17 protein-coding genes are annotated in these 13,179 nt (G+C 66.8%); 13 read left to right on the top strand and 4 right to left on the bottom strand.

The window, feature by feature from the left end:
* Positions 1-49 precede the first annotated feature (49 nt).
* A complete protein-coding gene (locus ACPXCG_RS07315) occupies positions 50-1,024 on the top strand; it encodes a hypothetical protein (RefSeq protein WP_425790633.1) in 975 nt (324 codons plus the stop codon).
* On the opposite strand, the gene ACPXCG_RS07320 is transcribed toward ACPXCG_RS07315, so the two are convergent.
* Complete coding sequence (locus ACPXCG_RS07320) at positions 961-1,896, bottom strand: oxygenase MpaB family protein (RefSeq protein WP_425790635.1); 936 nt, start codon at positions 1,894-1,896, stop codon at positions 961-963. The two genes, ACPXCG_RS07315 and ACPXCG_RS07320, sit on opposite strands and share 64 nt — an antisense overlap.
* A gap of 72 nt (positions 1,897-1,968) precedes the next feature.
* On the opposite strand from ACPXCG_RS07320, the gene ACPXCG_RS07325 reads away from it, so the two are divergent.
* The 10 genes from ACPXCG_RS07325 (at position 1,969) to ACPXCG_RS07370 (ending at position 10,349) form a co-directional block, all read left to right on the top strand.
* Positions 1,969-2,964 carry an o-succinylbenzoate synthase gene (locus ACPXCG_RS07325; protein ID WP_425790636.1) on the top strand — a complete coding sequence of 332 codons (996 nt, stop codon included), beginning with the start codon at positions 1,969-1,971 and terminating at the stop codon, positions 2,962-2,964.
* Positions 2,965-3,054: 90 nt separating this feature from the next.
* Complete coding sequence (locus tag ACPXCG_RS07330; protein WP_425790638.1) at positions 3,055-4,395, top strand: cytochrome P450; 1,341 nt, start codon at positions 3,055-3,057, stop codon at positions 4,393-4,395.
* Complete coding sequence (locus tag ACPXCG_RS07335; protein ID WP_267629927.1) at positions 4,392-4,991, top strand: TetR/AcrR family transcriptional regulator; 600 nt, start codon at positions 4,392-4,394, stop codon at positions 4,989-4,991. The genes ACPXCG_RS07330 and ACPXCG_RS07335 overlap by 4 nt, the downstream gene beginning before the upstream one ends.
* A gap of 52 nt (positions 4,992-5,043) precedes the next feature.
* Entirely contained in the window at positions 5,044-5,913 is an 870-nt protein-coding gene (locus ACPXCG_RS07340) for an SDR family oxidoreductase (protein ID WP_425790640.1), read from the top strand.
* A 102-nt stretch (positions 5,914-6,015) separates the two neighbouring features.
* Entirely contained in the window at positions 6,016-6,594 is a 579-nt protein-coding gene (locus ACPXCG_RS07345; protein WP_425790642.1) for a hypothetical protein, read from the top strand.
* A complete protein-coding gene (locus ACPXCG_RS07350) occupies positions 6,591-7,121 on the top strand; it encodes a hypothetical protein (RefSeq protein ID WP_425790644.1) in 531 nt (176 codons plus the stop codon). The genes ACPXCG_RS07345 and ACPXCG_RS07350 overlap by 4 nt, the downstream gene beginning before the upstream one ends.
* Entirely contained in the window at positions 7,118-7,735 is a 618-nt protein-coding gene (locus ACPXCG_RS07355; RefSeq protein WP_425790646.1) for a hypothetical protein, read from the top strand. Before ACPXCG_RS07350 ends, ACPXCG_RS07355 begins: the two co-directional genes overlap by 4 nt.
* A complete protein-coding gene (locus tag ACPXCG_RS07360; RefSeq protein WP_425790648.1) occupies positions 7,705-8,271 on the top strand; it encodes a hypothetical protein in 567 nt (188 codons plus the stop codon). Before ACPXCG_RS07355 ends, ACPXCG_RS07360 begins: the two co-directional genes overlap by 31 nt.
* Before the next feature lie 132 nt (positions 8,272-8,403).
* Positions 8,404-9,618: an NAD(P)/FAD-dependent oxidoreductase gene (locus tag ACPXCG_RS07365; protein ID WP_425790650.1), complete on the top strand. Its 1,215-nt coding sequence runs from the start codon at positions 8,404-8,406 to the stop codon at positions 9,616-9,618.
* Between the two features lie 2 nt (positions 9,619-9,620).
* Positions 9,621-10,349: a DNA alkylation repair protein gene (locus ACPXCG_RS07370; protein WP_425790651.1), complete on the top strand. Its 729-nt coding sequence runs from the start codon at positions 9,621-9,623 to the stop codon at positions 10,347-10,349.
* A 46-nt stretch (positions 10,350-10,395) separates the two neighbouring features.
* Here ACPXCG_RS07370 and ACPXCG_RS07375 read toward each other — a convergent pair whose 3' ends face one another.
* The 3 genes from ACPXCG_RS07375 to mftR form a co-directional block, all read right to left on the bottom strand.
* On the bottom strand, positions 10,396-10,773 hold the full coding sequence (locus tag ACPXCG_RS07375; RefSeq protein WP_425790653.1) for a DoxX family protein: 378 nt from the start codon (positions 10,771-10,773) through the stop codon (positions 10,396-10,398).
* Between the two features lie 37 nt (positions 10,774-10,810).
* A complete protein-coding gene (locus ACPXCG_RS07380) occupies positions 10,811-11,866 on the bottom strand; it encodes a 2Fe-2S iron-sulfur cluster-binding protein (RefSeq protein WP_425790655.1) in 1,056 nt (351 codons plus the stop codon).
* 110 nt (positions 11,867-11,976) lie between these two features.
* Positions 11,977-12,597 (bottom strand): mycofactocin system transcriptional regulator, encoded by a 621-nt coding sequence (mftR, locus tag ACPXCG_RS07385; RefSeq protein ID WP_425790657.1) that lies wholly within the window; start codon positions 12,595-12,597, stop codon positions 11,977-11,979.
* Between the two features lie 110 nt (positions 12,598-12,707).
* On the opposite strand from mftR, the gene mftA reads away from it, so the two are divergent.
* Together mftA and mftB are read left to right on the top strand one after the other, a co-directional pair.
* Positions 12,708-12,806, top strand: a complete 99-nt coding sequence (mftA, locus tag ACPXCG_RS07390; protein ID WP_267629915.1) for a mycofactocin precursor MftA — start codon at positions 12,708-12,710, stop codon at positions 12,804-12,806.
* Positions 12,806-13,150 carry a mycofactocin biosynthesis chaperone MftB gene (gene mftB, locus ACPXCG_RS07395; protein WP_425790659.1) on the top strand — a complete coding sequence of 115 codons (345 nt, stop codon included), beginning with the start codon at positions 12,806-12,808 and terminating at the stop codon, positions 13,148-13,150. The genes mftA and mftB overlap by 1 nt, the downstream gene beginning before the upstream one ends.
* Positions 13,151-13,179 lie beyond the last annotated feature (29 nt).

The raw sequence follows: 13,179 nt of genomic DNA on the forward strand, positions 1-13,179 counted from the left end.
CCCCCCGGACATCGGGAACCGTTTGGGGCCGGGCTGCGTCCTAAGAACCATGAGTCCCCGCGATCTCGCACCACCGACCATCCTGATCGACTGGCTCGCCGCAGGCGACCGCACCACAGAACTCCTCGACGACACCGTCGGCGTCGACCGCCCCTGGTGGGCCGAGCAACTCGCCGAGCACGGTCTTCCCGGCGTGTTGTGCGGCGAGACAATATCGCGCACAGGCCTTTTCGGTCTGGCAGACGCCGCCCTGGCGTCTCCCGACGATGCGATCAACCTGCTGTGGAACACCATCGCGTTCTGTCACGGTCGGCGCCCCGGCGAGAACAAGCGCCGCATGGTCGCGGTGGCGACCGACCGACGACGGATCGGGGGATTGCTCCAGGAGGCGGCGCAGGCGAGTCGCGAGGATCCGGCCACCGCCTTCGAACTGCTGAAGCCAGAACGTGGCGGCAACACGATCGAGCGCCTCGGGCCCACCGGCTTCACGTGGTTTCTGTACTTCGCGGGCGGCGGAGCACCAGACCATCCGAGCCAGGTGCTCGACAGCAAGATCGCCAGGACGATCCGTCGTGCAGGGTGGAAGCGATTCCCGGTGAGCGCGTGGACGGCCGACGACTACGTCGGGTTCGGGGAGGTCGTGGCCCGATGGCGTACGGAGTCCGGGGCCGCTCGCAACGACGTCATCGTCCGGGGACTGTACTCGGTGTCCCCGCCGGCCGACGCGGACTACCCCTGGCAGACCTGGGAACGTGAGACCTGGAAGAGCGACAACTGGGTCAACGGGCCGTTGTCGACCGACGATCTCCGGCAGATCTATCACTGGCTGGCACTGATCGCCGATGTCTACCCGATGTCGACGGCGGCCGCCGACTTCGCGCGGATCGGACCAACGATCAGCAGAGCGCTCGACGGAGACCTCGGGCCCACGCCGCGCCTCCGACCACCGGGGGAGTCGTCCTACGACGACCCCTTCTTGTTGTACAACGGTCGTGGGTCCACGCCGATCTCACGCCAGGCCTGATAGGCCCATGGCACGTAGAGCCATTTCAGTGGCAGTCGGTTGAACACCGGATTCGCCGCCCGCATGGCCGCCGCGAAACGCTGGAAGCGCTTCTCCCGTTTGGCATCCCACTCGAGACCGCACACGTCGCGCATCTGTTGTGGGATCGTGCCGACGATGATCGTCCGGATGAATCCGTTCAGGGGGGCCGAAGCCACCCTCCACACGGGCGCCGGGACCTTCTTGGGCCGGGGGAGGCCCTGGCGGATGTAGCCGGTGGCGTACACAACGGTCTTGTGCGGAACGAACCGGTTCAGCATGTCATCCCAATACGCGAGAAACTCCTCGTAGGTCTGCGGCTGACTCCGCGCACTGACCCCGTACAGCTGATACCAGACCTTGCTCTCCTCGAAGATCTGGACTTTCTCGGCGTAGCTCAACCTGCGGATGAACGTATCGGTGATGTAGAGCACCTGGTCGACGAAAGTCGCATGAGCCCAATAGAACAGCTCGGGATTGAGTGCGTGGTAGCGGGATCCGTCGCCGATCGTGCCCTTGATGTCGCGATGGAAGTCGCGAACCGTGCGACCCCACTTCTGCGGTTCGGTGCTGTAGACGGTCTTCATCACCGGTGGTCCGGTCCGCCGTGCGCGGCCCAGGAAGTCGTCGAAGATGACGGAATGGTCGAGCACCGCCTGGCCGAGTTGCTCGATGCAGTTCTCGGTGCCGGCGAGGCGCTGGAAACCGAGGATTCCGCGACTGTCGCCGTAGAACTTCCAGACGAGGGAATCGGCGCCGAGACGCGGCGAGGCCTCCGCCGCATCGGCATCGTCGTCGACGATGACCGGTTCGGCCTCGCGGATCGACTGCTCGTAGTCCTGGTTGACTGACATGTGAGGAGACTAACCCAGCTTGGAACGAAGTGAAAGATTTGTTCCAAGGAGGCTCGTGAGAAGGGACCGGTGATGTCCGGGAACGCACTGCCCACAACGGCCGATCTGCTCGCCACGGCATTGGTGGTCCGATTGCCGATGCGTACACGGTTCCGCGGCCTCACCATGCGCGAGACGATGGTCTTCTGCGGACCGGCCGGATGGGGGGAGTTCGGTCCCTTTGTCGAGTACGACGACGACGAAGCGTCTGCGTGGCTCGCGGCCGGCATCGAGGCGGCATATCAGGGGCCGCCGCCGCCGCTACGTGACGTGATCGCCATCAATGCGACCGTGCCGGCCGTACCGGCGTCCGAGGTCGCCGGGATTCTGGCTCGTTATCCGGGGGCGTCGACCGCCAAGGTCAAGGTCGCCGAACCCGGCCAGACGCTCGACGACGACGTCGCGCGGGTCGCCGCAGCCCGCGCCGGGGTGGCGCGGGTGCGGATCGATGCGAACGGCAAATGGACTGTCGCCGAGGCGCTCCGCGCGATCCGGGCGATCGGTGACGTCGAGTACGTCGAACAACCGTGTGCGACCGTGGAGGAACTCGCCGAAGTGCGCCGCGCCGTCGGCGTCCCGATCGCCGCGGACGAATCGATCCGGAAGGCGGCCGATCCATATCGGGTGGTCGCCGCCGACGCCGCCGACGTGGCCATCGTCAAGGTCGCGCCCCTCGGTGGGATGCGGGCAACGCTCGAGATCGCCGACGCGATCGGGCTGCCCGTCGTGGTGTCGTCGGCCCTCGACTCGGCGGTGGGCATCTCCGCCGGGCTGGCCGCGGCGGCCGCATTACCGAACCTCGACCACGCCTGTGGGCTCGGCACCGGCGCCCTGTTCGGTGCCGATGTGGCCGTGCCCTTCCTCCCGGCGGGAGGGGCGGTCACCACGCGCTGGTTCGGGCCTGATCACATCGTCGACCGGGGCGCCGTGCCGCTGGCCGATGGGAGGCGTGAGCGGTGGTGGCGTGACCGCCTGATCCGCTGTCATGCGCTGCTGTCCGCTCGGGGGGTCGATCACGACCGGGACTAGAAACATTTTCGATATTCTGTTCCAATGGTTCGGGAGAATGCGATCGGGGTCACAGTCGGCCCCTGACCCGTGGGTGTGAGGAGACGTGGCATGACAGCGACGGTGTGTGCGAAGGCCCCGGTCGGCAGCGACCTGCTCGAGGTGCCGTGCGCCGACCGCAACGGGATTCTCGAGATGATGTCCATGCGGCGTGATCCGTTCGCGTTCGGCGACGACCGGCTGGCACGGTTCGGCCAGGTGTCCGGGCTCAACGCGCTCGGTATCCAGATGGTGATCGCCTCGGGCCCGCGGGCCGCCGACGAGATCCTGATGAACCGCGACAAGGCCTTCGCCAACGGGCCGGCCTGGAGCTACTTCATCGGCCCCTTCTTCAATCGCGGCATCATGCTGCTCGATTTCGACGAGCACCGACACCATCGGCACATTCTCCAGCAGGCGTTCACCCCCTCCGCGCTCAAGGGCTACATGCAGGAGATGCAGCCCATGATCGCCGATCGGATCGAGCGGTTCCCGACCGGCGATGTGAAGCTGTTCAGCGAGTTCAAGGAGCTGACGCTCGACGTCGCCCTCGAGGTCTTCCTCGGCGTCGAACTGCCCAAGCACGATGCGGACAAACTCAACAAGGCCTTCATCGAGACGGTGCGTGCGGGAGTCGCCTACGTGCGCAAGCCGGTTCCCGGAGGACGGTGGTGGAAGGGACTCCGGTCCCGCAGGGTCCTCGAAGAGTTCTTCTACGAGAACATCCCGGCCAAACGGGCGCGTGAGACGCCGGACCTGTTCTCGGTACTCTGCCATGCGGAGAGCGACGACGGCGACCGCTTCACCGACGAGGACGTGGTCAACCACATGATCTTCGTGTTGATGGCCGCCCACGACACGTCGACCATCACCATGACGCAGATGGCCTACCGGATGGCGAAAGCGCCCGAATGGCAACAGAAGGCGTACGACCAGTCGATGGACCTCAACCGCGAGCTCGGCTATGACGACCTCGGCAAGCTCTCGGTCATCGACGCAGTGATGAAGGAATCTCTGCGAATGTGTCCGCCGGTGCCCGCGCAGCCGCGGATGGCGATCAAGGACACCTCGGTCCAGGGATACTTCATCCCCAAGGGGAGCTTCGTCTCGGTGCCGCAGCTCACCAATCACCGTGACCCCGAGTTCTTCACCAACCCGGACATGTTCGATCCCGAGCGCTTCTCGGCGGACCGCGCCGAGGACAAGGGCCACCGCATGGCCTGGATGCCGTTCGGCGGTGGCGTACACAAGTGCATCGGCCTGTATTTTGGCCAGATGGAGATCAAGACGATCCTGCATCATCTGGTACGAGGTCACGAGTGGTCGGTGCCGGACGGCTACACCATGCCGATGGATTACAGCTCCCTTCCCGTTCCCAAAGACAAGCTCCCCGTGAGCATTCGACGCCGATGACGACGACACGGGCGCCGCGTAAGACGCGCAACACCTCGTCACCGGAGGATCAGGAACAGGCGATCCTCTCGGCGGCCGGGGCCGAGTTCACCTCGGTCGGGGTCCGGCGCGCGAACATGGACGAGGTCGCCGCGCAGGCGGGCGTCAGCCGGAGCACGCTCTACCGGCGCTTCCCCAACAAGGAGGCGCTGCTGCTGGCGGTGGCCAACGATCTCTACGAACGTGGGATGCGCCGCCTCGAACAGGCGGTCGTCGGGCTCGGACCCGCCGATGCGGTGGTCGAGGCCTTCGCCGAGGGCGCGCTGATGGTGTCCGAGGATCCGCTGATGCGCCGCCTGGTGCTCACCGACTCGGAGATGAAGGGCATCACCGCGTCGGTGACCGCCCTGTTCATCGACATGGTGACCGATCGGGTGGCTGCCACGCTACGGGAGGCAGGCGCCACGATGCCCGCGGATGATCTGCTGCAGGCGGTGGAGCTCCACGTCCGGTTGGTCATCTCCTATCTCGAGGTCCCCACCTCCGACGAGAGCCGGACGCAACCCGAAGCGGTCCGGGCACTCGCCGCCAAGTATCTGGCTCCGATGATCTGGTGAGGGTCCCTCGATCGCCGTCTCGTCAATTCCGTTCAGCACCAAAGGATCACCGATGTCCCTTCGCGACCGAATCAGCCGTACGCCCGATCACGACGAGGTCCGATCCGCTCTGTGCGGCAAGATCATCGCCATCACCGGCGGTGCGCGCGGCATCGGATTCGAAACGGCCACACAGCTGTTCGACGCGGGCGCCGTCATCGCCCTCGGCGATGTCGACGAGGAGGCGGTCGGCAAGGCGGCCGCCGACCTCGGGGTCGAGGGGTTCTCCGTCGACGTCACCGACCGCAAGTCCTTCGACGATTTCCTCTCCGGCGTCGAGGATTCCCTCGGCCCGATCGATGTCCTGATCAACAACGCCGGGATCATGCCGGTCGGGCATTTCCTCTCCTACGACGAGGCCCTGATCCGGCGAACCTTCGACATCGATGTCATCGGGGTGATCACCGGAACCCAGCTCGCGGCCCGCCGGATGGTGACGCGGGGCCGCGGCCAGGTCGTCAACATCGCATCGGTCGCCGGACGTCTGCCGACTCCCGGACTGACCATCTACAACGGCGCGAAAGCCGCCGTCATAGAGTTCTCCGAGGCCCTCGACGCCGAGTTGGAGCCCACCGGTGTGCGGATCAGTACGGTGCTCCCGACCTTCACCAGAACCGGTCTGATCTCGGGGCTGCGGACCAACTCGCTCGTCCGGCCGGTCGACCCCGAGGATGTCGCGGCACACGTCGTGTCGATCATCGCCCGACCGCGGGTTCGGGTGACGGCTCCCCGGTCCATGGCCTGGGTGCATGCCAATGCGACGATCCCGCAGCGCATGAAGCGGATGTCGCGCCGAATGACCAAGCTGGACAGTATGTTCTTGGACTACGACCACGATCAGCGAGCAGCGTATTCGCAGCGTATCGGCGCCGACGGACGGTAGGGCGGCCGATAGGACGACACCCCTGTGACTGTGTCCGGCGTCACCGTTAGGGTGGAGTCGGCTCGACGGTGACGTCGGTGCCATCGGTGAGAGGAACGACGCATGACCGGCAACCGTCTGCTCGACGACGAGCGGACCGCGCGTGCCGAGTTGCGCAGCGCGGTCGATGAACTGCGGACGGCGGAGATCGAGGCCGGTGAGCGACGCCCTTCGCGAATCCGGTGGGTGATCGCGATCGTCGCCGTCGCCGCCGTGGTCGCGGCGGTCATCGGGGGGACGCTGTGGGTACGCGCGGAGCGCGCCTACACCGACGGCGACTTCCAGCGGGCCGCGGTGGCGAGGGTGTCCCTCCTGCTCAGCCCCGATCATCGACGTCCCGATCAGGCGAGGCGCATCCTGGACGGTGCGACCGGCGCGTTCTATGACGAGTTCGCGCAATCTGCCGACGGTTACAGTCGGTTCGTCCAGAGCCAGGGGACCGTGGCGCGGGGAACCGTGGACGGCGCCGGGGTCTCGGGCCGGTCCGGGGACGAGGCCGCGGTCCTGGTGGCCGCGACGGTCGAGTTCTCCGGTGACGCGGCCGCGGGGCGCGCCCCTTCGGACCAGCAGTTCCGGCTACGGGTGCTGGTGACGCCCGACGACGGTCAGCTGAAACTCTCGGCGGTGCAGTACATCCCATGACCGATTCCCGTGCCGGCGTTGGGCGCAACAATTCCCGGATCGTCTCGAGGAGGTCGGCGCTCCTCATCTCCGGTGCGATCGTGGTGGTACTCGTCGTCCTGCTCGCGGTACTGGCCTGGCAATGGCGGGTCTCGGTCACCGATTCCGCCACCGAACGTAGTCGCGATGAACTGCGTAATGACGCCGGAAAGGTGGTGGCGCAGGTCTTCTCGGTCGACACCGCGACGTGGCAGGCCGATCGGACCCGGGCCCGAGGACTCGTGGGCGGAGAGTTCGCCGCCCGGTACGCATCGGAACTGACCCGCCCGCCTGCCGATGGTGCACGCAGCATCGTGTGGACACCGGAGGCCGTCGGCATCGTCGATGCAGGGCCCGACAGCGGGGACGTGCTGATCCGCGCAAAGATCGTGACGACACCCGCCGTCGCGTCCGCCGGTGCACCGATCACCGAGAGGTCCTCGGTCACAGCTCGATTCGACAAAGCCGACGATCACTGGTTGCTGACCCGCGTCGAGGTGATCTCATGAGTGCGGTCGATGAGGAACGTGTGGAACAGGCACGGCAACAGGTGGTCGAGGCGACCCGGAATGCGCGTCTGGCGCGTGTCGCGGCAGCCGGGCCGCTGCGCGATCGGGCCCGTCGCCGGTCGAGACGCCTGGTGATCGCCTCCGCCCTCGCTGTGGCCGTCGTGGTGCTCCTGGTCGCGGTGATCGTGGCCGTCGCGGTGCACAATCGATCTGCGACGGAACGTGCCGACGCCGCGACCGCGGCACTCGATGGATCACGTTCGGCGGTGACCGCATTGCTGACCGCGAATCCCCGTGATCCCGCCGGCTACCTCGATCGGGTGCTGGCCGTGACCACCGGGGCCCAGCACGACCGGCTCGTCACGTCGCGCGATGTCCTCGTCGCCGAGATCGGTCGCCAGGACCGGCCGAGTACCGGGCAGGTCTTGTCCGCCGGTCTGATCACGGATCCGCCCTCCGACGACGTCGGCGCGCAGGCACGCGTGCTGATGGTCGCCGAGGCCACCGATCCGACCTTGGTCGGTGGCGACTACGGCGACCGACGCGTGAACATCGAGGTGACGATGACGCGAACATCCGCCGGGTGGCTGATGAGTCAGGCGGGACTGACGTGACCGGCGGGTTGCAGCTCACCCGTCGTGGACGGCGCTGGTTCGGTACGGCGGTGGTGATCGTGCTCGTCGCGACGATCGTGGCGATCGCCGGATTCGTGGGTGCTCACCGCGCGCGACCGGTTCCCGACGAGGCCCAGCGCGACGCCGTGCAGGCCGCGACGAGCGAGGCGGTCACGGCGCTGATGACCTTCGGGCCCGATTCCACACCGTCCGACCGCGCGGCGGTGGCGGCGCGTCTGACGGGTTCGTTGCTCCTCCGGTACCGCAGTGAAGGGCCCGATGTCGTGTTGCCCGGTGCGGTGACGGGCGGAGCGAGCATGACGGTCCGGGTGGTTGGCGTCGGGGTGAACGCATACGCCGCGGACCAGGCCCAGATGATGGTGTTCGCCGATCAGTCTGTGAGGTTGCCCGGCGTGACCCCATCCGCCGGCACCGACGGAGAACGCACCTCTACCGCTCGGTGGGCCACTATGCGTAATGTCGGGGGCAACTGGCGGCTCGCCGACCTCGAGATGGTCGGCGATGTCACCCGATGAGGGGGTGCATCCAGCGCATCTCCGGCCGGCTCACGGTGGCCGGCGACCGCGGGCGACGCGGACCGCGTCGACGTCGCGGCGCCGGGTTGCACCTCGTGGGCACGGATCTGGATACGTCATGGGAGGACGCAGATGAGTGGGTCAACCGCGGGTGTGGTCGTGGTGGGAGCGGGCCTGGGTGGGATCCGCGTCGCTGAGAGCCTGCGCGCCAACAACTATGCCGGAACCATCACGCTGATCGGGGCCGAGCCCCATCCGCCCTACGATCGCCCGCCGCTGTCGAAGTCGGTGCTGCTCGGCAAGGACGACCGCGTCGACCTGAAGCCTGCCGAGTTCTTCGGCGACTCGTCGATCGACCTGCGGGTCGGGGAGCGGGTGAGCGCGATCTCGCCGGAGGATCACACGGTCACCGTCGAGCGCTTCGACGATCCGGCGCGCAGCGAGATCGTGGCGTACGAGACCCTGGTCCTTGCCACCGGACTTCGGCCGCGGTCGCTGCCCGGTTGCGACGATGTGCCGGGTGTGCACGTCTTGCGCAGCATCGATGACGCTCTCACCCTGCGCGGCGAGCTCGAGGGCGCGACCCGGGCGGTGGTGGTGGGCGCCGGATTCATCGGCTGCGAGGTTGCGGCGAGCCTCAACCAGCGTGGCCTGGCGGTCACCCTGGTCGAGCCGGCACCGACACCGCTGGTCGCGGCGTTGGGGCCCGAGATCGGCAACATGGTCACCCGGTTGCATGTCGCCAACGGCGTCGACGTCCGCACCGGCATCGGGGTCGACGAGGTGCTGTCGGACGGCTTCCGGGTACGAGGGGTGCGCCTGTCCGACGGCGCCGAGGTCGACGCCGACGTCGTGGTGGTCGGAATCGGATCGGCCCCCGTCATCGACTATCTCGACGGCTCGGGGATCGAGGTCGCACCCCGGGAGGTCGGTGGTGGCATCGCCTGCGATGAACACGGCGTGACATCGGCTCCCGATGTCTATGCTCTCGGCGATGTGGCCAACTGGCGTACCGAGAACGGTGGGACACGGCGGGTCGAGCACTGGACGCACACCGTCGAGCAGGCGAGTGTCGTCGCGCACCGGATCGCGAAGACGGACGCCATGATCCCCGCCACGCCCGCGTACTTCTGGAGCGATCAGTACGACCTCAAGATCCAGGTGCTCGGCCGCCCGGAGTCGACCGACGAGGTCCATGTGGTGGACGACGACGGCCGAAAGTTCTTGGCGTACTACAGCCGCGACGGCATCCTCACCGGCGTGGTCGGTGCGGGTAAGGTCGGCGCGGTCATGAAGACGCGCCCGAAGCTCCTCACACGCACCCCGATCGCCGACCTCATCGCCTGACGATGGCCGCCGCGTTCCGGGCGTCGGAGATCGTGGCGGCGGTCGCCGAACTGGCGGATCCCGCCCGGGCGGCGAGCTCGGCACGCTTCTTCAAGACCGGGCCGGGCGAGTACGGCGAGGGCGATGTGTTCGTCGGTGTCGCCGTGCCGCCGTTACGTAAGGTGGCCAAGCGATTTCGCGGGGTGCAGCCGAGTGCGATCCGCGAGCTGTTGGACTCGCGAATACATGAGCATCGCCTGCTCGCTCTCTTCCTGCTCCGCGCGGAGTTCGAGAGGGCGTCGGCCGGCACCGAGCAGTCCGCCTGGGTTGAGCTCTACCTGACCGCCCTGCACGACGGGCGGGTGGACAACTGGGATCTCATCGACTCGTCGGCCGACCCGATTCTGGGCGAATGGCTGGTCTCGTGTGCCGACCACGAGCCGCTCGTCGAACTGGCGGAACACGACGACCTGTGGTGCCGACGGGCCGGCATCGTCGGGACGTTCGCGTTTCTCAAGCACGGGTCCTCCGACGCCACCATCGCCGTCGTATCGGTCGCCCTCGATGATCGTCGTGATCTGATCCAGAAGGCGACCGGATGGATGTTGCGCGAACTCGGGAAACGCGTGGATCGCACCGTGCTGACGGACTATCTGGGTGCGCACGCCGCCCAGATGGGCAGTACCGCACTGCGTTACGCGACCGAGCACCTCGATCCCGGTGACCGGGCGTATCTGCGGTCCCTACGCTGAGTGACTCCGGCACCGACCCTCGGCGAAAGTCGAAAGTGGTTCTGGATCAGCGATTCTGCGGTGTGGAGCGGAACACCTTGACCGCAGCCCAGATCATCGGGAACTGCAGCGGCAGGCGACCGATCGCCACGGCCTTCATGGCAGCGGGCTTGTCCTTCCACAGTCGCACCATGTTGATGTTCGCGGGATAGACCGCGACGAAGAGTGCGGCGGCCAGTGCGGCAGCGGGACGTCGCGTGCGCGGTGCCAGCAGACCCGCGCCGATGGCGACCTCGGCGACACCTGATGCGTAGGTGAGTGTCCGCGGATCGGCGGGGATCTCTTTCGGGATGATCTCGTCGAACGGCTTCGGCGCCACGAAATGCAATGTGCCGATGGTCAACAGCATGCCGCCGAGCCCACGTGCCAGTCGTTCGGAGTTCATCGTCAGTCCTTCTCGTCGAGGTTCGCGCGGTGGTGGGTCAGAACTCGATCTTGAGCGAGTCCGACGTGGGGTGCGCCTGGCATCCGAGGATGTAACCGTCGGCGATGTCCTCCGGATCGAGTGCCCCCGTGTTCTCCATCTCGACCGTACCCTCGCTGAGGGTGCAGGCACACGAACCGCATTCGCCTTCCTGGCAGGAGTACGGTGCGTCGAGGCCCGCGGCCAGCATGATGTCGACCAGGGACCGTTTCCGTGGCCACTTCAGATTGTGGGTCTCGCCGTCGAGTTCCACCTCGACCGTCGCGGCCTCGGCGTCCTCGGCCTCGCTGACCTCGTCGAGCACCACGTCGGCGAACGGATCCCCGGCCAGCGAGTTGTAGACCTCGGTGTGCACGTTGTGGTGCGGAAACCCCGCGCCCGCAAGGCCTTTGTGGACTGCGTCCATGAACAGGCCCGGACCGCACATATACGCGGCGTGTTCGGAGTACGGCCGGAAGGTCGTGGCCAGCACTTCGTGGTTCGGCAGGCCCTGGAGGGATTCGAGCCAGTGGATCACCGTGAGGCGGTCGGCATACGCATCTTGCAGTTCGCGCAACTCGTCGGCGAAGATCACGTCGTCGACGCCGCGGTTGGCGTAGAAGAAGGTGACGCGGGCGGTGCCGCCGTGCAGAGCCGATTTCAGGATGGACATCACCGGGGTGACACCGCTGCCCGCCGCGATGAGCAGCAACTCGGTGTCGAGTTCCTTGGGGGTGAAGACGCCCGAGGGTGGCAGCACCTCGATCTGGGCACCGGCGGTGAGGTTGTCGCAGACCCAGTTGGATCCGTAACCGTCGACCGTACGTTTGACGGTGACCTTCGGGAGCTTGTCGGTGCCCGGCGCGGACGCCAGCGAATAGCAACGCGCGACCGAACCGGTCTGATCGCTCGGGATCCGCAGCGTCAGGAACTGGCCGGGCTTGTAGTCCGTGAAGGACTCGGTGAGGGTGTCAGGAAGCTCGAAGACGACTGATCGGGCGTCCGCGGTCTCGTCGATGACCTCGGCGACCGTGAGGATCACACTGCGCGAGCCGTGCGGTGTCAACTCGGTCATCTCGCCACCTCTCCAGGTCTGGCCGGCAAGTGCGGACAGGCGTCCGGGCATCGCCGTTCCGAAACAAAATTAGAACACGTTCTAGTCCAGCGTATCGCATGGGGAGCCGATCACGACAGCGCGCCGACTCCTTGCGACAGAGTACGTGTGCCGGCGACGATCAGGGCTTCGAGGTCGGAGTCGGGGTGGGTGAGCCACTGCTCGTACGCGGCCAGTGCGGTGCCGAGGCACATCCAGGCGATGGTCTGGGGGAGATGGTCGTGCTCGCCCAGGTCGAGGCGGTGCGCGCAGAAATCGGCGATCACCTGACGCCACTCCGCGTACATGAGCATCGAGTGTGCTTGGAGTGCGGGCACTCCGAGTAGCAGCGACATCCGTCGACGATGGGCGGTGAGTTCGGTGTCGGGCACCGCGTTGAACGAGATGAGTGCGCGTCCCAGGGCCTGGGCGATCGGCAGATCATCGGGGATCTCGGCCAGGAGGGCACGCATCTCGGCGAGGTGCGCATCGAAATCACCCCAGGCGATCGCGTTCTTGGACGGGTAGTAGCGGAACAGTGTGCGGCGGGCGACGCCGACCGCGTCCGCGACGTCGTCGACGCTCGTCTCCTCGAAACCCTTGGCGGTGAACAGGTCGATCGCGACCGCACTGATCCGGGCGCGCGAGGTGACCGGTCGCCGACCTGCGTGCGCGGTGCGTATGAGTGGGCGCACCGCGTCTGATGGGTTCATCGTCACCTGTCCGTCTGGTCAGTTTTCGTCGGGGGGTGTTTTTCTGCACCGAGTGCCATTATAGTATCCAGTGATCCGAATCACTACCGACAAAAATTGGAGGTTGGATCATGGCCGATCAGTCAGCCACGTCGACGCAGGACACCGAGCTCGTGGGCGAGTCCCTCGTCGAAGAGGTGTCGATCGACGGGATGTGCGGGGTCTACTGATGTCGACCCCGACATCCGCACCGGTGTCCGGCGGTCGCGTCGCTGCGTCCGCCGGCACCGGCCCGGCACCGCAATTCGATTCCGGTGGAGCATGGACGCTGAATCCGAAGGTCGCGCTGCGGCCCGAGCCGTTCGGCGCGCTGCTCTACCACTTCGGCACCCGCAAGCTGTCCTTCCTGAAGAACCTGACAGTCGTGGACATCGTGTCCTCGCTCGGCGACCACGCCAGTGCCTCGGACGCGTTGGCCGCCGCAGGCCTCGGCGAAGCCGATCGTGCGCTCTACGTGCAGGCGCTCGGCGCGCTCGCCGACTCGGGCATGATCGTCCCCCGCCCCGCCGCCTGAGTACTGTCCCTCGCCTCGCCTCGCCTCGC

This window comes from Gordonia sp. DT218 (assembly GCF_049847105.1).
GTDB lineage: Bacteria > Actinomycetota > Actinomycetes > Mycobacteriales > Mycobacteriaceae > Gordonia.